Origin of the sequence: Roseofilum acuticapitatum BLCC-M154 (genome assembly GCF_030068475.1) — a bacterium.
GTDB lineage: Bacteria > Cyanobacteriota > Cyanobacteriia > Cyanobacteriales > Desertifilaceae > Roseofilum > Roseofilum acuticapitatum.
On record NZ_JAQOSP010000091.1, the window covers coordinates 63,920 to 86,458 of the forward strand.

A 22,539-nucleotide genomic window follows, 5' to 3' on the forward strand; every position below is an offset into this window, starting at 1 on the left:
GGTTCTGATTATGTATTTTTTATGAAAAGTTTATGATTGGGGGATTTAATGGGGGAAGTTTTGCCCAAAAACGGGAGGATGGAGTTAAACTTTGGGCGGATTTTTGTATGGGGTTGGGTTAAGGAGTGATGCTGGCGATGAGTTGATCGAGTTCGGTTTGCATGGTGGTTAGGACTTGCTGATAGCAGGATTCGACATAATCGCGATCGCCGGCTGCTTTGCGTCCATAGGTTTCAAAGTGAATGGGTTGGCAAATGCGGGTATGAATTTGGATGGGTAGGGGAATATGGGGTAGGGGGCCAAAGGCAATGCCCCAGGGAAGTCCGAGATAGACGGGAAAGACTTCCGGATCGAGGTTATAGGGCCAAGGGAGTCCCCATTGATGGAGTTGTTTCATCAGGGGATAAATATCGCCGAGAACCATGAGGGTATCATGGGCCCCGTAGGAAATGGCGGGGACGATGGGGACGTTTTGCCGGAGGGCGAGTTTAATGAAGCCTTTACGGCCGGCGAATTCGATGCGATGGCGTTGGGAATGGGGACGGAATACATCTTGCGCTCCTCCGGGATAGACGAGGACGCTGGCTCCTTTTTGCAGAGCGGCGATCGCCATTTTCGGATTCGCTCGCACTGAACCAATGGCTACTGCTTCTTTGGCTAAAGCGGGACTGAGTTCCCAAATATGGGGGTGGGTTAGCCCGTAAACCAGGCGTTCTGTACCAAAATGACGAAACCAGTCATAAATCATCATAATCATGTCTGGAGAGACTAATCCGCCGTTATGGGAGCCAACGATCAGGACGGGTTCATCGCGGGAAAGATGATGCCAACCGTCGGTTTGGACGCGAAAATAAGAGTGATAAAACCAACTCCAAATCGGCATCCAGGATTGAATGATTTGCGGATTCCGTTCGTCTAGAGACCATCCATCTCCTGGGTGTTGATGCAGAGTGTTTGTCATGGGGGGGGTTCAGATCGGCGATCGCCTTCTTTAAGCGCGGGTCGTTTTGATCTTTAACTGTTCTTTTGATCGGTGTCAACCAACTGCTGCTTCAAGTGGCGAATGGCGGCACTGGTATTGCGCTGATAGGCAAGGGTTAAACATTCGGCAACTACATCGGCAAGGTTGACTTCTGGGAAATATTGGCTTTGGGTTTGAATACTATACTCATCCCCTTGCAATTGATAAATCAAGAGTTTTTCCTGCCGAAATAACCAAACTTCTGGCACTCGATAGGGCAGATAATCCTGGGCATCTGAATAACTGGTGACATCAATTTCCAATACCAAATCTGGCGGGGGATCGTTGAGCCAATCAATCCGTTCTTTACCGGAAACAGCTTGCCAATGATCGATGTAAAAACAATAGTCTGGCTCGATACCACTTGCTTCTGGCAGTTGCATGGTCACTGGAGTAAAGGCATCATACTCCTGTTCCTGATGATCCAGCAACGTTGTGATGATGGCGGCGAGTAAGTGGGCCTCTCGTCCATGTTTGGGTAAGGGAGACATGAGCAATATTTCTCCAGAATGGTATTTAATGCGAGGAATAGAACCATCTCCCCGGCGATCGCACAATATTTGATACTCCTGCCAGGTTCCCAGTAGCCGCACCACACTGCCAGCCGGAAGTTGAATTTCTTGGGGAGAAATGACCGCATACATGGTTGCATACCTCAAATAGATCGATCGCGTTTCTATTTTAATGACTTTTTCTGAAGGCGGATCGTGATAGGCTAAACCTTGAGACTGGTGTTGTATGGGTTGGAATTATGTTAGAACTATACCAATTTGAATTTTCCCAATTTTCTGAGAAAGTTAGATTAATTCTCGATTACAAGGAATTAGAGTACCGCACCATTGAAGTCACTCCAGGGGTGGGACAACTGGAGCTGTTGAAGATTTCCGGACAACGGCAAGTGCCGGTACTTAAGGATGGAGATACGGTGATTGCGGATTCTACGGCGATCGCCCTCTATTTAGATCGCCAATACCCAGAAAAGCCGATTATGCCCACCGAACCCCGGCAGCGCGGTTTATGCTTGATGATGGAAGAATGGGCAGATGAGTCCATTGGAGTCAAAAGTCGGAAGGCATTATACGGCGGATTAAGTCAAGACCCTAGTTTCCGCACCTCCGTTTTACCCAGTCCTGTTCCTGATTTTGTCAAAACTTTTGTGGGCACAGTTCCCAAGGAATTGTTTCAAGTTTTAGGCTATGGAGTGGGTCTGAGTCCTGAAGAAATTAATGCTGCTCAAGAGAGCTTAAAACAGGATTTAGAGGCCTTAAGTTTAATTTTGGTCGATCATCCCTATTTGGTGTGCGATCGCCCCACTCTGGCAGATTTAGCCGTGGCTGGACTGAGTATTTTAATTAAGTTCCCGGAAGGCAATTATCTGAATATCCCCGAATCTTTGCAAGGTAAAGGGATTCCCGGATTAGCGGATAATCCTTCCTATCAACCCTTCTTTGAATGGCGCGATCGCCTCTACTCCAGCATCCGTAAATCAGTCTCTCCTCCAGCATCGAATACTTCTCCCACTTCGATTGAGATTGAGTAAGGGTTGAGAATCTCACATTAGGCTATCATCTTCATAGCTATTCCCAACTGATTCCCCCACTAACCATGAACCGTTCTAAACTGGTGGCTATTCTTACTGGAGCCATTTCCTTACTTTTGGCGATCGCCTACCTCATTGTGGTACAACTGTTAGATTTTCGAGGGGAAATGGTTCCTGCTCCTCCCCTCTCCACCCAGAATACCCCCTCGATTGCTATCTTGGATACAGCGCTTTGCGCTGTAGTGGGGGAATGGGGGAATGGGGGGGAGCAAACAATAGACTTGGTAGAAGCTCTGAGCTGTTCTAGATATCGTTAAAAACCATCATTAATGTACCTCATAGCAGAGGAAACTGCTGTATCTCTTAACTCATGCGTACCATTGCTGAAATCAATGATAAAATTCGCCGCAAAAAAGCGGTAGTAGTGACCGTAGAAGAACTGAAAGCTAGGGTTGCTGAGAGTAGCATTTCTGAAGTTGCCAAACAGGTCGATGCGATCGCCACCGGAACCTTTGAACCCATGGAATCTTCCGGAGCCATGATCAACCTAGGACAAACCGATCCACCGATTAAAATCCGTCAGTGTTGGATTGATGGAGTTCCTGCCTACTCTGGATTTGGAGCGGTAGACCTGTATTTAGGAGCAACCCAGATCCCTGAAGCACGAGAAGGTGAAACCCTCAAAGAACGGGGTGGAGGACAGGTGATCGAAGACCTGATTGCAGGCAAATCCTTACCCTTACGGGCCTTGGGACAAGGTACAGATTGTTACCCAAGAGAATCATTTGAAACCACCATTAGCAAAGAAAGCATCAACCAATTTTATCTCTATAATCCTCGCAATCTCTACCAAAACTTTATCGTCGGAGTCAATGGAGGCGATCGCACCCTCTATACCTACCTAGGGCCCCTGTTGCCTCGTCTCGGTAATGCTGTATATGCCAATACCGGGGCCCTCTCTCCCCTGCTCAATGACCCAGATTTAAGCTGGATCGGCATTGGCACAAGAATCTTTATTGGAGGAGCGATCGGTTATATTACCTGGGAAGGAACCCAACACTTTCCCCTGCAAAAGCGCCTTCCTAATCGTACCCCCATCGGCCCGGCCGCTACCCTAGCCTTAGTAGGAGATGCAAAAGATATGAGCCGAGAATGGGTTAGGGGATGTTACTTTAAAAACTATGGCCCTTCCCTAATGCTAGGGGTCGGCATTCCCATACCCGTGCTGAATGAAGAAGTCGTAAAATGCTGCGCCGTGCAAGATCAAGATCTGGTGGCTCCCATTGTCGATTTTTCCATTCCCCGACGCAACCGCCCCACCTTCGGTTTAGTCAGTTATGCCCAACTCAAAAGTGGTAAAATTACCATCGAAGGAACCCCAGTGCGTAGCGCTTCCTTAGCGAGTTTGCACCTATCGCGCCAAGTGGCGATCGCCCTAAAAAATTGGATGAGTAGAGGCGAATTTACCCTCACTGAACCGGTTGCTTCAATTCCTAGCGATCGCTCCTTCCTTCCCCAAGACCGACTTTTGGAATCCATTAATAGCTGATGGGGAGATAGGGGGATGGGGAGATAGGGGGATGGGGAGATAGGGGGATGGGGAGATAGGGGATCGATTAGTGACTCATGTTAATTGTTAATTTGTTAATTGTTCATTTTTTCATATGAAAAAAAACAGCGCCGAAGTTTCGCAGATATCAGGTTCAGATGAGCCAGTCAAAACCGGTTTGGGAACCTTTGGTGGAGTCTATACCCCTTCCATTTTGACCATCCTAGGGGTAATTATGTATCTGCGGTTTGGATGGGTCGTCGGCAGTGTAGGACTCATTCCCACATTGGCAATTGTTACCCTCTCGACCTCCATTACCTTACTAACTGCCTTATCCATCTCTGCCATTGCCACCGATCGCGTCGTCCGTACCGGTGGTGCATACTATATGATTAGTCGCTCCCTGGGCATTGAAACCGGCGGAGCAGTCGGCATTCCCTTATATTTTGCCCAAAGTCTTTCCATCGCCCTCTATACCATCGGTTTTGCCGAAAGTGTGGCCAAAACCTTTCCCGCCCTCAATCAGCTCTATGTGGGCATTATTACTACGATTGCCGTAGGCATTGTCGCTCTGACTTCCGCCAGCGTCGCCATCAAAGCCCAATACTTCATCATGGGGGCAATTTTATTATCCCTAGCCTCTTTTGCCTGGGGTTCCGGCCTTCCCGATGTCACCCCCATGGGATGGTTTGGAGCAGCTCCAGAAAGTAGCGCCCCCTTTTGGACAGTCTTTGCCGTCTTCTTTCCCGCAGTAACCGGCATTATGTCTGGGGTGAGCATGTCAGGAGACTTGAAAAACCCCATACGCTCAATCCCCGATGGCACTTTGGCAGCCGTGGCTACCGGATATGTAATCTATATGATCTTGCCTGTCGCCTTAGCCATGCGCTCTGATGCAGGAAGTCTGATTGCCGATCCCCTGATTATGAAACAAATGTCCTGGTGGGGCCCCGCCATCTTATTAGGGGTTTGGGGAGCCACCCTATCGAGTGCCTTGGGCAGCATTTTAGGCGCTCCTAGAGTATTGCAAGCCTTGGCGAGAGATGGGGTACTACCCGACTGGTTGAGCTTTTTGGGAACGGGAAGCGGCCCAGAAGATGAGCCGCGCATGGGAACCATTGTCACCTTGGGGGTAGCAGTGGCCTTAGTCTGTTTAGGAGACTTGGATCTCATTGCTCCTATTCTGACCATGTTTTTCCTCACCACCTACATGGTTCTCAATATTGCCGCAGGTATTGAAGGCTTTTTGCAAAGTCCCTCCTATCGTCCTGCCTTTAAAGTGCCCTGGTATCTCTCAATTTTAGGGGCGATCGGCTGTTTAGCTGTCATGTTCTTGATTGATGCAGTCGCGACCGTAGTGGCAGCCATTATTGTGCTGGCCATTTTCCTCTGGTTACAACGACGAGAAATGGAAGCCACTTGGGGGGATGCCAGGCGAGGCATTTGGATGGCGATTCTGCGGGAGGGACTGCTGCAACTGGATCATGCAGAAGACCCCAAAAACTGGCGGCCCCATTTATTAGTTTTATCCGGTATTCCCCGCAAGCGCTGGCCCCTGATTGAGTTGGCCGATGCGCTCACCCACAATCGGGGATTAATTACGATTTCTAGCGTGCTTCCAGAGGGATCGCGGGATCTTTCTCAGCAGTCAGAATTGCAGATGATGATTCGCGAGTATGTGGAAAAACGAGGGGTGCAAGCCTTAGTACGGGTGATTACGGCTCCTGACCCATTTGAGGGGGCAGTACGATTGGTGGAAACTTATGGGTTAGGGCCGTTGGTTCCTAATACGGTGCTGTTAGGGGATAGTGAGTCGGCGGAACGACGGGATCAGTATTGTCAAATGATTGCCCAATTGCATCAAGCTAAACGCAGTGTCATTGTGTTTCGGGAAAATCCAGAGCGGGGATTTGGCGATCGCCGACGGATTGATATTTGGTGGCGAGGAATGCAGGCTAATGGGGGATTAATGCTCTTGTTGGCTTATTTGCTGCGGATAGATATAGCTTGGCATCAGGCACAAATTTTTGTGAAAATTATTGTCACGGATGAAACGGCAGCAGAGTCAGCGCGGTTGAATTTGGAGCAGTTTATCGGTCAATTGCGTTTGGGTGCGATCGCCCAAGTGATTGTGTCTGAAGGGCGTTTGTTTGAAGATATTCTCCATGAAAGTTCTCAAAATGCAGATTTAATTTTCTTGGGACTGGCTAAACCGGATTTAATTCCGGCTCATCAATATACCCAGTATTATGAAACTTTGCATGATAAGACGGCGAACTTGCCCACACTGGTTTATGTGTTGGCTGCTCCGGATTTCGATTTTGAAGAGGTCTTGACCGAAAATTAAAGGCAAAGGGTGCGAATGAAGTTGAATATCGGCATTCTATATGCCATTTTGGCCTATGGTGCTTGGGGCTTATTGCCTCTCTATTGGAAACTGTTTGAGAGAGTGCCAGCCGTGGAAATTCTCTGTCATCGGATGATTTGGTCGGCTCTGCTGCTGTTGGCTGTGTTGACGATACAGCAGCGACTCGTGGAGGTGAAGCGGTTGTGGCGATCGCCCAAAACCCTGGCGATCCTGCTGAGTACGGCTACCCTAGTCTCCCTCAATTGGGGCATTTATATCTATGGGGTGAATAGCGATCGCGTTTTAGAAGCGAGTTTAGGCTATTTTATTAATCCCCTATTTAGTGTTTTCCTCGGTTTTGTCTTTCTCCGAGAACCCCTCAACCTTTGGAAATGGATCGCCGTCAGTCTGGCTATGATTGGTGTAGGTAATCTGATTTGGGAACTCGGACAAGTCCCCTGGATTGCGATCGGTCTGGCCTTAACATTCGGATTATATGGTCTGATCCGTAAAGTTACGGATATCCAAGCCGTACCCACCTGATCTCGTTTAGCTTCATTTGGACAGCTCTAGCGATTTATTCCCTCAATTCTGTCTTTCAGATGGCGGGTAGGTCGAAAATACCGGATCAAAAGTGATATAATCAGCCTTAATTTTTGCGGCTTTTGCCGACCTGAAAATCTCTCCTTTTTAATTGAACTTCCCCTATGGTTGCCCTAAGCTGGACAGAACTGGAAACCCTGACTGATTTTACAATCGATCGCGTCAATGGCCCCACCAATGCCCAATCGAATTTACGCTTATTTGGTCATTCAGAAGCTGAGGTGCGGGTGACCCTCTATCGGGATCATCATGCTTGGTGTCCCTATTGTCAAAAGGTGTGGTTATGGCTGGAGGAAAAACAGATTCCTTACCGTATCCGTAAGGTGACGATGTTCTGTTATGGGACGAAGGAAGGGTGGTATCAGAAGAAAGTGCGATCGGGGATGCTACCGGCGATCGAGTTGGATGATCGGTTAATTACGGAAAGTGATGATATTTTAATCGCCCTAGAACAAGAGTTTGGCCCCCTGAATGGTGCAGGAATGCAGGATGCTGAGGTGATGCCTCTGCGGAGACTGGAGCGGCTGCTGTTTCGCGCTTGGTGTAGTTGGTTGTGCTATCCGATGCGATCGCCCCGTGACGATGAACGACAAAAAGAAAAGTTTACGGATGTGGTGGCTGAAGTAGAAAAGGCTCTGAGCAGTACCCCTGGCCCTTATTTTCTCCAGGATTTTGGCACAGTAGATATCATTTTCACGCCCTATGTGGAGCGTATGAATGCCAGTTTGTACTACTACAAAGGGTATGGCTTGCGGAAGGAAAACCCCCATTTTTCCGATTGGTTTGATGCCATGGAAACTCGGCCGACCTATCGAGGAACCCAAAGTGATTTTCATACCCATGCCCATGATTTACCACCGCAAATGGGGGGCTGTCATGCTAATAATGAACCTCAAACTCAAGAGAATCAGAAACGGGTGGATGAGGGGCCTTGGTTGGGTTTGCCTGATGTGACCTATCCGGAACCGGAAACATCCCGTAAAGAAGCTCTGCACCGGGTGCTGAAGCATCGTCAGAATATTATTCGAGTTAATCCAGCCGACGATCGCCTATTGGATGAGTCCCTACGTTGTGCGTTAACTTACTTGATGACTGGGGAAATTTGCCAACCTCCCTCTGGCTCAGATTCTGGGTTGCGGTATCTACGCGATCGCATTAGTGTCCCTAGGGATATGTCCATTTATGCGGCGAAACGGTTACGGGAAGCTCTGGAAACAACAGCCGCTCTAGTGGGCGATCGCCAGGGGACTCCCCTTTCGGTACGCGATCGCCGCGATCAAAACCCCGCCAATTTTCAGTGATCGTTGCCCATGACCTTTCACTATACTCGAACCGTTCGCTTTGCAGAAACCGATGCTGCTGGTGTCGTTTATTTTGCCCATCTCTTTAATTGTCCAATATCCTTTCCACCCTGGTTGGCGAGTTGCGGTTGCAGGTCTAAGGCGCGACGGTAACATTGGCTGGCTTCAGTAATTTTGCCCATTTCGGCTAGAGCGTCTCCTAAATGGTGGTGCGATCGCCCATCATGGGGATTTAAGGCGATCGCCCGGCGGAAGGAGAGGATGGCTTGAGAGAAGTCCTGTTGTCCCATTAAGGCAATACCCAATTGTTGATGGAGGGCGCTATTATTCGGGTCTAGGGCTAAGGCTTGGTGGTAGAGTTGCAGGTTATCGGGGTCAGAGGCAATGCGATGCTGATAGTAGCCAATGATGCCTGCTGTACCTTGGGTCTGTTGCAGATAAGCATTGAGTTGTTCGAGTTCCCCTTGGGTTTGGCCATAGTCCGCTTTTAAGGTTGCCAATTCGGTGGTTTTTTGGTGCAGTTGTTCGTTGGCTGCGGTTAACTCCTGTTGCAGTTGACTGCGGGACTGTTGCAGTGCGTCGAGTTCGGTTTGGTGTTGGCGGTGTTGTTCGGCCAGTTGGGTTTTGAGGTGGGGGATGGCGCGATCGGGGTGGAGGGGGTCGAGTTTTTCGGCGATGAGTTCCGGGGTGAGGGGGGCGTAGGTGTAGGGTTTAGTTTTGATGAGGGTTACACCGTCGCCACTGGGTTTTTCGCCGTAGATATAGTGGTTATAGAAGTCGTCAGGGACTTGAAAAACTTCAATGTTGTTTGCTTGCTCAGATTCTCGATAACAAAAGTAGAGGGGGGCATTTTCAGGGATAACAATAAAGCCAGTAGCAGCCACTCTTTCTAAATCACTAATGTTAAGCGACGAGCCATGAAATAACCTTTTGTCAAATAAAATAGCCTGCCCTGCTTTTAATGATATTGGCGTGAGATAATTCTTTTGAAGGTATGACAATTGCTCTGGCTCATAAGGCCAGCCAGTGAATATGTTATAGGAACGCTTATGAGAATTGATGGTATGACTACCTTTAACCACGCAAAGACAAGCTTTTTCAGGATCAACATCATTTAGAGGACACCACCAAGCAAGAGGAGTTCAACGGGGAAGACGAGGCGGTTAATCCACCGTTGGACGGTTTCGGGTTGGCGTTGAGTGACAAAGGTGGTGATTCCGGCGTTGAGGTCATTGGCGCGATCCCAGAGTTGGTGCAGCAAAATGCCGCGCAGCCCGACGAAAAAGGCATGGGTGGCGGCAATTCCGGTGAAGAGGAGGGCGTTGCGGGGTGGGTCGGGGGTTTGGCTGAGGAGGGGGGCGGCGACGAACAGGGTAGGGACGAGGTGCGCTCCGGCGGCATCGCTGAGGATGCCCCAGATGCCCCGTTCTTTCAGGCGTAGGGGCGGGACGGAGTAGAGGGTGGGGAGCAGGTAGTTGGCGGTAAGGAGGGCGAGGGGAATTGTGCCGAGGTGGGTGAGGAGGGGGGCAGCGAAGCCGATGCTCAGGAAGAGGAGGCAAAGGAGGAGGCGTTGCCAGGGTTGGAGTTGGGCGGCGGCGTTGGGTTTGTTGGCTTTTTGGTCGGTTTCGATGTCGCAGATGTCGTTGAGGAGGTAGCCGTAGGCGGCAACGGAGGTGATGGAGAGGAGGGCGGTGAGGGTGGTGAGGGTGGCGGTTGTGGGCGGGAGTTGGAGGAGGAGGGTTTCGGCGTAGGCGATGGTGAGGAGGGGCGCGATTTTGTAAAGCCACCATTCTTGGGAGCGAATTAATTTTTGTATGTTTAAGTTGGCTTTTGGGTTATCGATTCTACGTTTTTTAGAACGAGCTACTATTGCTTTTCTTTGCGCTCCATTAAAAATTGCATAATTGATTATTTTTACATCTTCAAAAAACTTGCCAAACAGTGAAAGCATATACTCTGGCTGCGGAACAATTAGATTTAGATGATGCTTTCCAAATTCTTCATCTATCCAACTCCAGATAATTCCTTCAAAGCGATATAAGCCGCCACCTGCTCCCATATTTCTAGAAGTATAGGGAAGCACAATCTCACCATGTCTTAACTCAGCCGGATCGCATACTGGCAAAAAACAAACACCTCGCTCTGATGTCCAATTCGCAAAATTTGCTACTACTAGCTCTAACTCAGAGAAAGACTCAACATAGCAGTAAGCCCAGAACATACAAGAAATCAAGTCCCACTTGCTTTCCCACTCTGGTCGCTTATCTCTGTAGTCACCTTGAATAAGCGGAATACTAGGATTAGCTTGTCGGGCAGTTTCCAGCATTGCCGGAGAAATATCTAAACCCGCCCGCTTAATCTCTGGAAAACAACTTAAAAAGTAGCCTGTCCCGCAGGCAACATCAAGCCATTGGGGATTATCACCAATTTCATCTAAGAGTTGAGCGATGGTTTCCTGCTCAAAGTCAGCATCGATTTTCGATAGGTCGTTGAGCAGGAAGCGTTGGTTGTAGTTTTGGGCGTAATTGCGATCGTAGATTTTATGAATGTGTTTTTTTTTCATAGACGAGCAATTAAGATCACATTGGTATATTCAAGAATAGCAATACTCCCGTAGGGTGCGTTAGGCGCTTTTTTAATATTGAATAAAATCCAATCAATTTGATGAGTAACGCACCAATTCCCACAATTTGAGGGTTTTGGTGCGTTACGCGGGAAACTCAATTAACTGGACTCCGGCCTCATTGATTGCCCCGCTAACGCACCCTACTGTCGTGACCGCACTACAATAGGGCATTAGTGTAGGGTGGGTTAGGCGGCTAAAACCTAGACTCTGACAGCAATCTATCAATCCGCCGTAACCCACCATTTTAGCGCGGTCACGGCACTACGCTAATGCTAAATAGATCGATGGAGGTATCGGTTGCATTTATGCTACCTTAAATTGAGTGCGTAGTCGATACATTACGCGATCGCCAACACACCCATTATAAATCCGGTTTCTTATCCCGTTTTTCAACAGGTTAAAATAACCGTGTCTCGCTAACCCGATTATGATTCAATCATGGCACTCACTCAAATGACTCCTTCTGGGGAAATTGTTCTACCTCCAGAAATTATCAACTGGTTGCAACTCAAACCCGGTGACTCCATTCATCTTGCCATTTCCCCCGATGGTAAAGTCTATTTAGAGCCAGCCAAAATTGATGTTCGTACCTTATCGGGTATCCTCTATCAAGAAGGACGGGAACCAGTTTCCTTAGAAGAGATGGATAGGGCAATCTTAGATTGTGCAGGAGAGTCAGTTTGAAGGGATTAGATACTAACGTCATTATACGTTTTTTAGTCCGAGATGATGAACAACAATGGCAGATAGCCAATCAGTATATCGAGCAAGCATTACAAGACAATGAACCCTGCTTGATTAATAACATTGTGCTGTGTGAAGTCGCTTGGGTTTTACGCAGTCGCTATAAACTCAACCGAGAAACCCTGATTACGACCCTAGAAAATCTTTTCAATGCCAATCTGTTTGTTTTTGAAAATCGAGAAGCCATCTCATGGTCAATTCAGCAAATGAAAACAGGAAATGCTGATTTTTCTGACTATTTGATTACCCGCATTAATCAATTATCCGGTTGCCATGAAACCGCTTCGTTTGATGTAAAACTAGGTCAGTCGGAAGGAATCAACCTACTACGCTGATGCCCACCCAGTCCCACACCCAAGCCGTCCTCAACCACTACCACAAAGCCCTAACCTTCTCCCCCCACCCCGCGAAAATCCAAGAACGCATCGCGGCTCTCCACTGGACGCTCTGGGATATGCCCCAAGCAATGGAACATTACCTCCAAGCCCACAGGCTCAATCCCCAGGCACAATGGCATCACTGGCGCTTATACTTCGGTCTGCAACACCTGGCTCGTCTCGAATCCCCTAGACTGCTCGAATTTTGCGATCGCACCATCGATATCATCGAGCCAAACACGCCTCACTATCCCAATCGGGGTTTCACTGGCTTACTCCTCGCCACCGCCTATCGTTACTCAGGAAAACCAGAACGCGCCCGAAATTTTCTCCATCAGTCCTATCGTGCCATCCTCGCGCCCCATTACCCCGAACTCATCGAGAAGGCTTGGACAGCACGACGACAGCACCCGCCCAACTTTCTCATCATTGGCCTGTGGAAATGCGGCACAACCTCGCTCTATCACTACCTAAGTCAACATCCCCAAATACTGCCAACCGTCGCCAAAGAACTGCGCTATTTCACAGTAACGCACCGATTCCAAGGGTTTTGGTGCGTTACGGCGCTGACTACCAGAACTACCAGAACTACACCCTTTACAAATATGAGTAACCAGATTTGCCCATCTCCCGTAGGTTTTGAATGTCCTGTTTTATCTAAAAACGCTAAACTAACTGAGAAAACATCAGTAAATTGCTTGCCATGAGTACCTACAAACTCACGATAGAGTTGTCTGAAACCATCTTTCACAAGCTTACAGCTTTAGCCCATCAAAACCAGTCTTCACCAGAATCTCTTACCCTTGAGTGCATTCTATCCTACTTATCTGGCACAGAAGAAAGCACACTGCAACAAATGCAGAGCTATTCCCAAGCTCAACTCCTCAAAATCGCCCAGCAAACGGTTAGCAATTCTCATCAATTGCGTCACGAAAGCTTATTGGAGAGCAACCAAAACGGGACGATCACACCCCAAGAACGTTTAGAGCTACAGGACTTGCGACTCAAAGCGGATCGGCTGATGTTACGCAAAGCCTACGCTTGGGATATTTTAGGCACAAGGGGCTATCCGATGCCTGAACTAGAGGAGATCGAACTTTCTGAGTGATGACAATGACAAACTTATCAAAGCAAGTCCGGCAACAAATCTGGGCGCGTGCAGGGTTTCGTTGTGAATATTGCCAGAGTTCAATGCGATTGACGGGTATGCCCCTTGTCATCGATCATGTCCAACCTAAAGCCCTAAAAGGCTCTGAGACGATGGAAAATCTAGCGGCTGCTTGCTACCGATGTAATGAATTCAAGGGCGCTCGAACGTCAGGTTTCGATCCTGAAACTCAAACAGAGGTTATGTTATTCAATCCAAGAGAACATAACTGGTCTGAGCATTTCGCTTGGGATGAAAGCGGGACTCTTGTTCAGGGGTTAACGCCGATGGGTCGTGTAACTGTAGCGGTACTTCGTCTCAATAATGATGATCTTGTTGCCGCTAGAGCAATTTGGGTGAAGTGGGGGTGGCATCCGCCTCAAGTAGATTGACTGACTTCATCCTTTTTTAAAAAGTAAGCTCAACTCGCAGCAAAGTCAGTAAATTTGCGTTTATATGGAGCCTTAAAAGCCAAAACGATATCCTGTTTAGGAACGCCCGCTTCGACCAATTCATTGGCCACCCCAATTTCCGTCCCATCCCGTTCGATCCAAATTTTCCCCTCTTTTATTTCCACATAAATAATACAACCAAAGACTCGCGTTAGCCCTTGCCAACCTATATTCATCAGTTGATAGCGATTCTCCTACGGAGACGCTACGCGATCGCGCTCCGGGTCAAATAACAATTGAACTTCGGTCTGGCGATTTGAGCTATTCTTGGCATGACCTTCTAGGATATTTTGGACAATTTCTGGATAATTTAATCTCTCCATGTCACAATCTCCTCTTGCTCTGGATTAAAAATCAATAACTTGAGTAACGCACCGATTCCAAGGGTTTTGGTGCGTTACGGCGCTGACTCAATTTATGGCTCTTGATTCAACTTTTAAAAAGCGCCTAACGCACCCTACCAGAACTCGTCAGTAATTGTCCATTGATCTTTTTCGAGGGCTGTTTTAACGGTAGGATGGAATATATCTTTAGCTGGCATACTCGAATCAAGTCTATTTTACCACTACTCATACCATAAAGCGATCGCGCTCTGATTAAAATGCCTGGGTTTCAATCGCCTCCAAACAAGCATTGAGCTTCCAGGCATACACCTCAACATGAGGCGGATTATGATATGTGCCATGTCGTCCAGGAACCTTGACCACCTCAAACTCACCTGTAACCCAATCCTTCCAACCCTCTGGCTGCATGGGGTCAAACCGAGTCAAGCCTAACTCCTGATTTTCTTCTGCTGAAAAATAGACCACGCGCCCCGAATACTGCTGAGGTTGGTAATCTTTCAGAATGGTGCGATGACGTTCCAGACGCTTCACTAGGCGATCGCTCATGGCGTGACTCAAACCCATTTTTTTGTGTTTTTTTCGTAAATCGACACTACCTTTAGTCTGCCAATGCTCTGTCAATGCTTGCTTCTGTTCTTCTGTCCAAACCGGATTATGACTATCTGCCATCGTCACCAGCAGTACCGTTTTCCCCCGTCGCTTTAACTCACCCGCCATTGCCAACGCTACATTCCCGCCAAAACAGCGACCGCCAAGCAAATAGGGGCGATCGGGGTAACCCGCCAAAAGTGCATCAAGGTAATACTGAACCACTGCCTCCATCGTCGTCAACGATTCGCTGGACTCGTGGAAGTCGATCGCCCGAAAACCGTAAACCGGACGTTCTGGGTCTAAATAGGAGAGCAATTGCTCAACGCCTACGCTACCACCACCGATGTAAAAGAACGGTAGTTTGCAACCTGTGGTGCGAATCGGAATTAACGGTGACTTAAATTCATCCTGCGATCGGATTAACTCAACCAATTTTTGAGGAGTGGAGGCTTGAGCCAGTGATGATAATGGCAAATATATCCGTAACCGACACTCAATCTCAGCAATCAACATTGCCGCCTTTAGGGAGTCCCCACCCAACTCAAAAAAGTTATCTGTCTCCCGAACCGTAGGAACTTCCAACACCTGCTGCCAAATCTCCATCACCGACACCAGCAACGGACTCCCCTCAACCCTATCCACTGTCAAACCCTCATCCTGTCCCATCTCCCACCGTGCCAACTCCGCCAACTGCCCCGCTAAAAATCCCTGACGACAAGCCCGACGCTGAATCTTACCGCTCGAAGTCTTGAAAATGCTGCCCCGTTTCAGCAACACCACCGCCTGCATCGGCAACTCGAACTGTTCCGCCACGGTCGATCGCACCGCCGCCAAAATCGCCTCCGGTTCGAGACTCCCAACCCTTTTCGCCTCACACTCCCACACCACCACCACGCGCTCCTCACCGTCCGCTTCCACCGCCAACGCCGCCCCCGCATCAGGACGCAGCGCCGGATGACAGCGCTCCACCGCCCACTCAATATCCTGGGGGTAATAATTCTCACCCCGAACAATAATCAAATCCTTCAATCGCCCAGTGACAAATAACTCACCCGCCCGTAGAAATCCCAAATCCCCCGTCCGTAAAAACCTGCCTGCCCCCGTATCCGCCAACACCGCTCCAAACGTCGCGTCCGTCTCCTCCTGACGCTGCCAATAGCCCCGCGCCACCCCCGCACTAGCCACCCAAATTTCCCCCACCTCATCCACCCCACAACGTCGCCCGGTCTCCGGGTTGACAATCTCCACCTGTGTCCCCGGTAACACCCGCCCGCAACTTACCCAACGCCCCGACAAGTCCGCTAACTCAACAGACTTCGGCTCTTCTCCCTTGCGGCTCATCGTCACCACCAATGTCGCCTCTGCCAACCCATAAGCGGGAGCAAACGTCCGTCGTTGAAACCCACAACCCGCAAACGCCGCACCAAACTCATCCATCACCTTCGGGTTAATCGGTTCTGCCCCAATGCTCGCCGCTTGCCAACTGCTGAGATCGAGGTCAGCACAGTCTTCTGGGGCAATGCGCCGCACACAGTAGGCATAGGCAAAATTCGGCGCTTGGCTGTGGGTAGCACGATAGCGAGAAATAGCGGCTAACCAGCGTAAGGGTCGTTTGATAAACGCCGTCGGTGACATCAAATAACAGGGTGTGCCGTTATACAGGGGCAACAGCATCCCCTCGACTAAACCGTAATCGTGGAAGTAGGGCATCCAAGTTACGGTGACACTCTCGGCGGTGTAACCTCCGGCCTGCTGCAAGGCGGCTAAATGCCCCATCAGATTGTCATGGTCAAGCATCACCCCTTTAGGTGTAGAAGTCGAGCCGGAGGTGTATTGCAGATAGGCTAGGTCGCTGCCTTGAGGAGAAATAGGCTGCCAGTGCATCGCTAAGGAGTCGCCGAACTTGTCCGTAGCCAGCCAAGGTAAAGCTGTCAGGTGGGGCGCAGCAGTGGCGAGATGACCCCCGGTGAGGAATTGGTGCAAGAATAGGGTGGGTCGATCGCCCAGCACTTCAGACCGAGGATCGCACCAAGATTTCACTACTGTCCGAGCCGAAAAATCTAACCCATTGTTCGCCCGTGTCACCCCGGTTGTCGTCAGCACCAGCGTTGCTCCCGCATCTACCGCGATCGCCTCTAACCTCGGCAACACTCGCTTTAGCCGGGTCATTTCTGGTGCTGGGGCTGGAATGGCGACTACACCCGCATAAAGACAGCCCAAGAAGGCGGCGATCGCCTCAATGCTTTGGGGATACACCAGCAGGACGCGATCGCCTGGGTTGCAATGGGCTTGGAGTAATGCCGCGATCGCTCTGGCTCGGCGATCGAGTTCACCCAATGTGACTTCTTCGGTGGGGGTTTGACCGTCTTTGAGAAAGGTATAGGCTGGGGTATCGTTCCGAGATGCTGCGCGAACGCGGAGCATATCTACCAAGGAATCACAGCGATTTTTCTCTGGAGACGCTACGCGATCGGCTCTGGTGCAATTATCCTCAAATTTAACTCTATTCATTACTCTTAGTGGTACGGCTGGCATTGCCCACCCTACCTCATTGATTCAAAGCATCTAACCGATCTAGAATGTCTAAACCCCGCGCTACCTCACCCTGCATTGCCAAGGTTTGAAAGCGTGTCTGAGCATCAAACTCAGCCAGTGCCAGGGTCGATAATTATTCCATCAGTTTATTTACACTAATGCCACGAGATTGAGTTAATGCTTTCAGGCGAGAATGTTTGTCATCGGGTAAACGAATCGTTAAAGTTGCCATGTTGTCCTTAACGTTGGTGTCAATTACAAGTTGGCCAGACATGAGCCAATGATAGCAGATACGCCATTATGAGGGAGGTGGCATGGCGATCGCTCCCCGTGAATACACCCGCTCATCATCCTTCGGATAGATGAGGGGCTTCACTCTCCCATAACCTCAAAAATGAGCTATAATCGCGGCGGTGATATGATTGAACCGTCAATTCAAAATTTTCAAGTGTTAATAAATGCCAGAACTGTCAGGTGCGGGGGGCTTTTGGCGGGCAATTGATGAAAAACCCGATCCCAATGTTGTTCGGCAGCAAGATAATTTTTCTTGTGGGCCAGCTTGTGGGGAAATGCTTTTGAAAGACCGGGGGATTGATCAAATTTATCAATCAGCGATCGCCCAAGAAACCGGAACTCCAGTAGATGTTCGGGTTTTGGCACAAGCTCTTAATTTGCTGGATGTCAGTAAAACTGGAGAATGGCGAGGCGGAAATTTCGTGTCAGATTTAGCGTCGATCTCTACGATTTTTGAGAGATTAATCGCTAAAGGGTCTTGGGCCGCAGAAATGAAAGAATTTAGAAATCCCATTGCTCATTTAGTGGTCGTTGATGGCATTGACTCATCGGGAAAAGTGTTGATTCGAGATCCTTGGGACGGAACAAGATACAAAATGAAAGCAGAAGACTTTTTTAATTATTGGAATACAAGAGGAGTTTATCAGGAAACTAATCTATGAATACTAAGGTACTTTCAATCCAGTCGATCCAAGGCACTCAAGATTTTCGAGTGTTGATGTCTGTGGGGAATGACCAGCAGGAGTTTAGTTTTACTGTGGAAACCTCGACTCAAGAACCATTTGTGGTGGTGGGAGGCGATCGCAGATTTGGTCAATTCTTTCGATTTAATCAACCGATCGCTGCCTTGGTAGGACAATTGGTTGCAGATGTCTATTACAAAAAAGCTGTAGATTTCCCTGTGGAGGTGGGATACTTTTTCACCCCAGAAGAAGCGATCGCCCAGCAACAACAATTTTACCAAGCCAAAACTGCAATTTACTGAGGCACTTGTGAACCTGTCCTAATTTTGCAGATTGTAGTTGAGAAAAACAACGATTGTGTTCAGAGTGTTGAGTGAGAGAAGCTGCAATATAATCAAGAACTAGAAGACTATTTAGGTAGAAGATTTCATTGGGATTAGGTAGGGTGGGCAATGTCTACCTTACCACTCTATATGTTTACTGTTCCAAAAACTCTCTAGGAGTAATAATCAGATTTTGATACTCAATTTGAGATTTTAAGGAGAGTAAATCGCGATCGCCCGTAATCAGAAATACAGCATTAGCATCAATTGCCAACTCTAAAAATTTATTATCATCAACATCTCGACAAATTTCAACTTGAGATTCCACTTTGACAAATTGACTATAATGTTTAATCACACTCAAGAAATCTTCTCGTTCTTCATCCGCAATATATTTATCGAACTTACGCTTGTAAATTCGAGTCACTAATTCCTGATACGTCTCATCACTTTGAGCAATTTTAAACTGGTGATAAATTCGATTCAAAGCTTTTCGTGCAGTTCCTTCAGGACTCAAAACCGCACTGATTAAAACATTGGTGTCAATCACAATCAGTTTAGGACTCATCCGCAAGTAATTCCTGTAGAATTTCTTCAGTTAATCCTCTTTGTTGAGCATTTTTGCCAATGCCGTCAAAAACAGTTAGCAAATCTTTCTCTTTGAAGTTTATTCGTTTCTCAATTTCTTGTTTGAGCTGGATTTGCTCGTCTTGAGGAAGTTGTTGAACCAGAATTAAGATTTGTTCAAATGTTAAAGGGAGTTGATAGGTGTTGGAGGTCATTGCTATCTCTTGGTCAAATAGATGAAAAATGCTGCTGCCAGGCATCCACACAGGGGGATATTGAAACCCGATCGCCGATTTGGGTTATGTTGGAGTTAAGTCTGGGTAGGCATGGCCAAGCCACTACCATGATAACTGATGTAGGATCGCTGGTATGGATAAACTCGAACAAAATGATGATTCTTCTACAACCCAACCCCAGGTACTCTCTCCCCAGTCTCAAGGTTGGATGCTGACGGCACAGCAATTGTATGATGAACTCAAGCAAACTCAAGCTCAATTGCAACAGTCTCAGGAACAATTACAGCAAACTCAAGCTGAAGGGGAGACGATGAAGTTACAAGGGTTGGAAGCTAAAGCTCAATGGGAACACTCGCGCACTCAACTCGAAGCTCAATTAGCTCAATCTGAGGCTCAGAGACAAGAGATGAACGAGCAGTTAGAAAGAGTCAAGGATGAACTGCACCAGTGCCAGGAAAACTCTCAGATCAAAACGGTGGCTTTACAACAGTATGAGGAGCAATTAAAAGCAACAAAAGCGCAGTTGCAAACACTGAAGTCTGACTACAGTCAAACTCAAATAAAATTGGAATTGCTTGAACAGAAATTAAAGGAAGTTCAAACCCAATGGGCTGCGTCAGAAAATCAGTTGCAAGAGAAAATTACAGAACTCAATGGCATGATATCTCAACAACAACAAGCACGGCTGACTGAGATCGTTAAAGAGCGTTATGGTGCTTTGCGGTAGGATGGGGAGATGGGGAGATGGGGGGATGGGGTGAAAAATGGCTTACCCATTACCCATTACCTATTACCTATTACCCATTACCCATTACCAATGACCGTGCAAAGCGCTATATGAATCAACTCTCTGTTAATTCTTTTGAGATCAAATTTCAGCCCTGGTGTCGAGAGCAATTCTCTCTTCATCAGGAACCGGTTGTGATTCTCGTTACTCCTGAATATGAAGGAATTTTTAAGAATGGGGGCATTGGAACCTATTACCGGACATTGAGTGAAAAGCTGGCTACGATGGGTGAAAAGGTTCATCTCATTCTGTTGCTGTGTCAAAGTAAAACCCGGTTTCAAGGAAAATCTACGGTTCCTTATGTTGATCGTATTTTTTCAGTTCATGAAGTAGAAGAGTGTTTAGAGCTTTTGCCGGTTCATGTTGGCATTTTAGCCCAGTTTCAACCTTGGCAGTGGGTGGAGTCAGAAAGCTACAAAATTCTGTTTTTTGTGCAAGCTTTGGCTGCTTCTTGTCCAGAGGTACTGCTATACATCGAGTTTCCCGACTTATGTGGCTTAGGATATCGCACCATTCAAGCCAAACGAGCGGGTCTCTTGGGGCAACAGTGTATCACTGCTGTGACCTTGCATAGCGGTCAAGAGTGGTTGAATGAAGCTCACGAAAACTATATTCTGGGCGATCGCTGGAATTGGTTTAGAACAGTTTATACCTACGAGCAATATAGCTTTGAGAATGCGGATCGGGCTTTTTTTCTCTCGTTTTTTATGGCTGAAAAGGTGAGTAGCTATGGCTGGAAAACGGCTCACGCGCTCCATTTACCCTATTGCTTTTCCTTGGTTCCCCCCCTCAACCCCCATCGCCCCCTATTGAAAAAACTGGGACTGAATCTTAAGCGAGAACACATTCCCCTGATCTTTTTTGGCCGGTTAGAGAAACGCAAGGGACTGCTGACGTTTGTGGAAGCTATTAAAATCTTAGAGCCATCCCTGCGATCGTCAATTCATATTCTCTTCTTAGGAAAAATTGTCCCCCTTGAGGCTCAATCTTCACACTCCCTAGATAGTCAACAGTATATTGAACAACACCTTGGAGACCACTGGGATTATACACTCCTCTCTGATTTATTTAGCCAGGAGGCGATCGCCCTCGTTCAAGAACTTGCCCCTGCTATTGTCTGTTTAACCAGTCCTCAAGAAAACTTTCCCAACAGTGCCTTAGAAATGGGACAACTTCCGGTAAGTCTAATCGTATCAGATACAGGAGGATTTCGAGAACCCTTGAATTTAATCGATCGCTCTGATGGTATCCGATGGTTTAATCCTGGCAATTCTTCATCCCTCGCTTCACAAATAACCCATGCTATTGCTGCCTATCCTGAAAGGCCTTCTCCCCCATCCCAGAAATTTTTAGCTGACATCAATCAGTCTTTATTCAACCACAAACTAGAGTATATCAAACAGGCCCGATTTCCACCTAATCAGCGTTCTCCTCGCTCCGACGCTTTCTTATTGGGAATGACATCTGCTCAAGAGCAAATTTTTCTGCGAGAGTATGGAGAACATCAATATTCAGGTCAAGGGGAAATGGTTGATGTAGGCTGTTGGCTCGGCTCGGCCACCATTTCTCTTGCTCAAGGATTAGAAAAAAATCGTCAGGTAGCCCTCAAATTCAACCGGATTCACGCTTACGATCTCTTTGTTTGGCATCCCTATATGGAAGCCTCAGTAAAAGAAACAGAGATCGAAGGCAAATATCAGCAGGAAGATAATTTTATGGATGAGTTTATGCACAGAATCGATCCCTGGAATTCCTTAATCGCTGTTTATCCGGGAGACGTGATGAAGATCGGTTGGCAGCCACAGAAACCCATTGAATATTTATTTGTGGATGCGATGAAAAGCTGGGGACTCACCAAAAGTATTGTTCGCGATTTTTATCCCCACTTGATTCCCCATAAATCCCTAGTTCACTATAATGATTTTGCTCACTACTATGAATCCTGGATTCATGTCTTGATTTACAAACTGAGACCCTATTTCAACCATTATAAGAATCTTTATCAAGCTGCCGTCTTTGAATATGTTAACCCTTTACCCCAGGCTTCAGCGATGTGGGATTTCGATCCTCCATTCCACATTTTTTCCGATGAAGAGATCCATCAAGCCTTTGAATATTCCATGGAAATCGTTCATAAACCCTTACGTGCTAATATTGCTGCGGCTAAAGTGATGGCGTTTATTCATTTAGGCAATTATGAAAAAGCACAACAAGAATTGGAGCAAGCGAGAAAAACCTTTGGCGAGGTGCTTGATATTCCCACAGTAGCTCAACTCTTGCAGCGCAAGCGCAGTAATGGGTAATGGGTAAACCGTTGTTTCACACTATATATAGCAAACCTAAATGAGTTATGTAATGGCTGCCCCTCATCCCCCAGCCCCTTCTCCCGCAGGCGTTGCCCTGAGCCTAGCCGAAGGGAGAAGGGGAAAGTCCCTCTCCCGTGGGAGAGGGATTAGGGAGAGGGCATTAATT

At 47.7% G+C, this 22,539-nt stretch carries 23 protein-coding genes and 3 pseudogenes; 15 read left to right on the top strand and 11 right to left on the bottom strand.

Features of this window, described 5'->3' with window-relative positions; genetic code table 11:
* Positions 1–118 precede the first annotated feature (118 nt).
* On the bottom strand, positions 119–961 hold the full coding sequence (locus tag PMG71_RS13915; RefSeq protein WP_283754302.1) for a lysophospholipid acyltransferase family protein: 843 nt from the start codon (positions 959–961) through the stop codon (positions 119–121).
* Between the two features lie 53 nt (positions 962–1,014).
* The gene (locus PMG71_RS13920; protein WP_283754303.1) at positions 1,015–1,665 is read right to left on the bottom strand and encodes a Uma2 family endonuclease; all 651 of its coding nucleotides are present in this window, start codon (positions 1,663–1,665) and stop codon (positions 1,015–1,017) included.
* A 107-nt stretch (positions 1,666–1,772) separates the two neighbouring features.
* On the opposite strand from PMG71_RS13920, the gene PMG71_RS13925 reads away from it, so the two are divergent.
* From PMG71_RS13925 to PMG71_RS13950, 6 genes are all read left to right on the top strand, one after another.
* Positions 1,773–2,561, top strand: a complete 789-nt coding sequence (locus PMG71_RS13925; protein ID WP_283754304.1) for a glutathione S-transferase — start codon at positions 1,773–1,775, stop codon at positions 2,559–2,561.
* Positions 2,562–2,626: 65 nt separating this feature from the next.
* Positions 2,627–2,878 (top strand): hypothetical protein, encoded by a 252-nt coding sequence (locus PMG71_RS13930; RefSeq protein WP_283754305.1) that lies wholly within the window; start codon positions 2,627–2,629, stop codon positions 2,876–2,878.
* Between the two features lie 53 nt (positions 2,879–2,931).
* Positions 2,932–4,110: a homocysteine biosynthesis protein gene (locus PMG71_RS13935; RefSeq protein ID WP_283754306.1), complete on the top strand. Its 1,179-nt coding sequence runs from the start codon at positions 2,932–2,934 to the stop codon at positions 4,108–4,110.
* Positions 4,111–4,225: 115 nt separating this feature from the next.
* The gene (locus tag PMG71_RS13940) at positions 4,226–6,457 is read left to right on the top strand and encodes an APC family permease (RefSeq protein WP_283754307.1); all 2,232 of its coding nucleotides are present in this window, start codon (positions 4,226–4,228) and stop codon (positions 6,455–6,457) included.
* A 15-nt stretch (positions 6,458–6,472) separates the two neighbouring features.
* Positions 6,473–7,000 carry an EamA family transporter RarD gene (gene rarD, locus PMG71_RS13945; protein ID WP_283754308.1) on the top strand — a complete coding sequence of 176 codons (528 nt, stop codon included), beginning with the start codon at positions 6,473–6,475 and terminating at the stop codon, positions 6,998–7,000.
* Between the two features lie 164 nt (positions 7,001–7,164).
* Positions 7,165–8,361 (top strand): glutathione S-transferase family protein, encoded by a 1,197-nt coding sequence (locus tag PMG71_RS13950; RefSeq protein WP_283754309.1) that lies wholly within the window; start codon positions 7,165–7,167, stop codon positions 8,359–8,361.
* Positions 8,362–8,429: 68 nt separating this feature from the next.
* Here the strand turns inward: PMG71_RS13950 and PMG71_RS13955 are convergent, their stop codons facing one another.
* The 3 genes and pseudogenes from PMG71_RS13955 to PMG71_RS13960 form a co-directional block, all read right to left on the bottom strand.
* Positions 8,430–9,245 (bottom strand): tetratricopeptide repeat protein, encoded by an 816-nt coding sequence (locus PMG71_RS13955; RefSeq protein ID WP_283754310.1) that lies wholly within the window; start codon positions 9,243–9,245, stop codon positions 8,430–8,432.
* 60 nt (positions 9,246–9,305) lie between these two features.
* A pseudogene (locus PMG71_RS23930) lies at positions 9,306–9,443 on the bottom strand (hypothetical protein); the annotation flags it as partial.
* Positions 9,444–9,475: 32 nt separating this feature from the next.
* A complete protein-coding gene (locus PMG71_RS13960; RefSeq protein WP_283754311.1) occupies positions 9,476–10,924 on the bottom strand; it encodes a UbiA family prenyltransferase in 1,449 nt (482 codons plus the stop codon).
* A 501-nt stretch (positions 10,925–11,425) separates the two neighbouring features.
* On the opposite strand from PMG71_RS13960, the gene PMG71_RS13965 reads away from it, so the two are divergent.
* The 5 genes from PMG71_RS13965 to PMG71_RS13985 are packed head-to-tail and all read left to right on the top strand — an operon-like array spanning position 11,426 to position 13,647.
* Positions 11,426–11,671 carry an AbrB/MazE/SpoVT family DNA-binding domain-containing protein gene (locus PMG71_RS13965; protein WP_283754312.1) on the top strand — a complete coding sequence of 82 codons (246 nt, stop codon included), beginning with the start codon at positions 11,426–11,428 and terminating at the stop codon, positions 11,669–11,671.
* A complete protein-coding gene (locus tag PMG71_RS13970; RefSeq protein ID WP_283754313.1) occupies positions 11,668–12,066 on the top strand; it encodes a type II toxin-antitoxin system VapC family toxin in 399 nt (132 codons plus the stop codon). The genes PMG71_RS13965 and PMG71_RS13970 overlap by 4 nt, the downstream gene beginning before the upstream one ends.
* Positions 12,066–12,815 (top strand): hypothetical protein, encoded by a 750-nt coding sequence (locus PMG71_RS13975; protein ID WP_283754314.1) that lies wholly within the window; start codon positions 12,066–12,068, stop codon positions 12,813–12,815. The genes PMG71_RS13970 and PMG71_RS13975 overlap by 1 nt, the downstream gene beginning before the upstream one ends.
* On the top strand, positions 12,812–13,216 hold the full coding sequence (locus PMG71_RS13980) for a hypothetical protein (RefSeq protein ID WP_283754315.1): 405 nt from the start codon (positions 12,812–12,814) through the stop codon (positions 13,214–13,216). Before PMG71_RS13975 ends, PMG71_RS13980 begins: the two co-directional genes overlap by 4 nt.
* A complete protein-coding gene (locus PMG71_RS13985) occupies positions 13,216–13,647 on the top strand; it encodes an HNH endonuclease (RefSeq protein ID WP_283754316.1) in 432 nt (143 codons plus the stop codon). Before PMG71_RS13980 ends, PMG71_RS13985 begins: the two co-directional genes overlap by 1 nt.
* A 29-nt stretch (positions 13,648–13,676) precedes the next feature.
* Here PMG71_RS13985 and PMG71_RS23935 read toward each other — a convergent pair.
* From PMG71_RS23935 to PMG71_RS23940, 4 genes and pseudogenes are all read right to left on the bottom strand, one after another.
* A pseudogene (locus PMG71_RS23935) lies at positions 13,677–14,030 on the bottom strand (element excision factor XisI family protein).
* Between the two features lie 134 nt (positions 14,031–14,164).
* The gene (locus PMG71_RS24150; RefSeq protein ID WP_430541012.1) at positions 14,165–14,248 is read right to left on the bottom strand and encodes an element excision factor XisH family protein; all 84 of its coding nucleotides are present in this window, start codon (positions 14,246–14,248) and stop codon (positions 14,165–14,167) included.
* A gap of 55 nt (positions 14,249–14,303) precedes the next feature.
* Positions 14,304–17,066: an AMP-binding protein gene (locus PMG71_RS14000; RefSeq protein ID WP_430541013.1), complete on the bottom strand. Its 2,763-nt coding sequence runs from the start codon at positions 17,064–17,066 to the stop codon at positions 14,304–14,306.
* A gap of 124 nt (positions 17,067–17,190) precedes the next feature.
* Positions 17,191–17,409: pseudogene (locus tag PMG71_RS23940) on the bottom strand (toxin-antitoxin system HicB family antitoxin).
* A 226-nt stretch (positions 17,410–17,635) separates the two neighbouring features.
* Between PMG71_RS23940 and PMG71_RS14010 the strand changes: the two are divergent.
* Together PMG71_RS14010 and PMG71_RS14015 are read left to right on the top strand one after the other, a co-directional pair.
* On the top strand, positions 17,636–18,133 hold the full coding sequence (locus PMG71_RS14010; protein ID WP_283754320.1) for a C39 family peptidase: 498 nt from the start codon (positions 17,636–17,638) through the stop codon (positions 18,131–18,133).
* Complete coding sequence (locus PMG71_RS14015; RefSeq protein ID WP_283754321.1) at positions 18,130–18,456, top strand: hypothetical protein; 327 nt, start codon at positions 18,130–18,132, stop codon at positions 18,454–18,456. Before PMG71_RS14010 ends, PMG71_RS14015 begins: the two co-directional genes overlap by 4 nt.
* Before the next feature lie 175 nt (positions 18,457–18,631).
* Here the strand turns inward: PMG71_RS14015 and PMG71_RS14020 are convergent, their stop codons facing one another.
* Entirely contained in the window at positions 18,632–19,045 is a 414-nt protein-coding gene (locus tag PMG71_RS14020; protein ID WP_283754322.1) for a putative toxin-antitoxin system toxin component, PIN family, read from the bottom strand.
* Positions 19,035–19,259 carry a hypothetical protein gene (locus tag PMG71_RS14025; protein WP_283754323.1) on the bottom strand — a complete coding sequence of 75 codons (225 nt, stop codon included), beginning with the start codon at positions 19,257–19,259 and terminating at the stop codon, positions 19,035–19,037. The genes PMG71_RS14020 and PMG71_RS14025 overlap by 11 nt, the downstream gene beginning before the upstream one ends.
* A 154-nt stretch (positions 19,260–19,413) precedes the next feature.
* On the opposite strand from PMG71_RS14025, the gene PMG71_RS14030 reads away from it, so the two are divergent.
* Positions 19,414–20,007: a hypothetical protein gene (locus tag PMG71_RS14030; protein WP_283754324.1), complete on the top strand. Its 594-nt coding sequence runs from the start codon at positions 19,414–19,416 to the stop codon at positions 20,005–20,007.
* A 110-nt stretch (positions 20,008–20,117) separates the two neighbouring features.
* Positions 20,118–22,370, top strand: coding sequence for a glycosyltransferase family 4 protein (locus PMG71_RS14035; protein ID WP_283754325.1), 2,253 nt, complete (start codon positions 20,118–20,120; stop codon positions 22,368–22,370).
* Positions 22,371–22,539 lie beyond the last annotated feature (169 nt).

Bases quoted from the DNA above. Each gene is read 5' to 3' on its own strand.
- PMG71_RS13930 (WP_283754305.1), top strand. From the start codon at position 2,627: ATGAACCGTTCTAAACTGGTGGCTATTCTTACTGGAGCCATTTCCTTA.
- PMG71_RS14025 (WP_283754323.1), bottom strand. From the start codon at position 19,259: ATGACCTCCAACACCTATCAACTCCCTTTAACATTTGAACAAATCTTA.
- PMG71_RS14030 (WP_283754324.1), top strand. From the start codon at position 19,414: ATGGATAAACTCGAACAAAATGATGATTCTTCTACAACCCAACCCCAG.
- PMG71_RS13935 (WP_283754306.1), top strand. From the start codon at position 2,932: ATGCGTACCATTGCTGAAATCAATGATAAAATTCGCCGCAAAAAAGCG.
- PMG71_RS13940 (WP_283754307.1), top strand. From the start codon at position 4,226: ATGAAAAAAAACAGCGCCGAAGTTTCGCAGATATCAGGTTCAGATGAG.
- PMG71_RS13980 (WP_283754315.1), top strand. From the start codon at position 12,812: ATGAGTACCTACAAACTCACGATAGAGTTGTCTGAAACCATCTTTCAC.
- PMG71_RS14020 (WP_283754322.1), bottom strand. From the start codon at position 19,045: ATGAGTCCTAAACTGATTGTGATTGACACCAATGTTTTAATCAGTGCG.
- PMG71_RS13925 (WP_283754304.1), top strand. From the start codon at position 1,773: ATGTTAGAACTATACCAATTTGAATTTTCCCAATTTTCTGAGAAAGTT.
- PMG71_RS13965 (WP_283754312.1), top strand. From the start codon at position 11,426: ATGGCACTCACTCAAATGACTCCTTCTGGGGAAATTGTTCTACCTCCA.
- PMG71_RS13960 (WP_283754311.1), bottom strand. From the start codon at position 10,924: ATGAAAAAAAAACACATTCATAAAATCTACGATCGCAATTACGCCCAA.
- PMG71_RS14015 (WP_283754321.1), top strand. From the start codon at position 18,130: ATGAATACTAAGGTACTTTCAATCCAGTCGATCCAAGGCACTCAAGAT.
- PMG71_RS13975 (WP_283754314.1), top strand. From the start codon at position 12,066: ATGCCCACCCAGTCCCACACCCAAGCCGTCCTCAACCACTACCACAAA.
- PMG71_RS13915 (WP_283754302.1), bottom strand. From the start codon at position 961: ATGACAAACACTCTGCATCAACACCCAGGAGATGGATGGTCTCTAGAC.
- PMG71_RS14010 (WP_283754320.1), top strand. From the start codon at position 17,636: ATGCCAGAACTGTCAGGTGCGGGGGGCTTTTGGCGGGCAATTGATGAA.
- rarD (WP_283754308.1), top strand. From the start codon at position 6,473: ATGAAGTTGAATATCGGCATTCTATATGCCATTTTGGCCTATGGTGCT.
- PMG71_RS13920 (WP_283754303.1), bottom strand. From the start codon at position 1,665: ATGTATGCGGTCATTTCTCCCCAAGAAATTCAACTTCCGGCTGGCAGT.
- PMG71_RS13950 (WP_283754309.1), top strand. From the start codon at position 7,165: ATGGTTGCCCTAAGCTGGACAGAACTGGAAACCCTGACTGATTTTACA.
- PMG71_RS24150 (WP_430541012.1), bottom strand. From the start codon at position 14,248: ATGCCAGCTAAAGATATATTCCATCCTACCGTTAAAACAGCCCTCGAA.
- PMG71_RS13985 (WP_283754316.1), top strand. From the start codon at position 13,216: ATGACAATGACAAACTTATCAAAGCAAGTCCGGCAACAAATCTGGGCG.
- PMG71_RS14000 (WP_430541013.1), bottom strand. From the start codon at position 17,066: ATGCTCCGCGTTCGCGCAGCATCTCGGAACGATACCCCAGCCTATACC.
- PMG71_RS14035 (WP_283754325.1), top strand. From the start codon at position 20,118: ATGAATCAACTCTCTGTTAATTCTTTTGAGATCAAATTTCAGCCCTGG.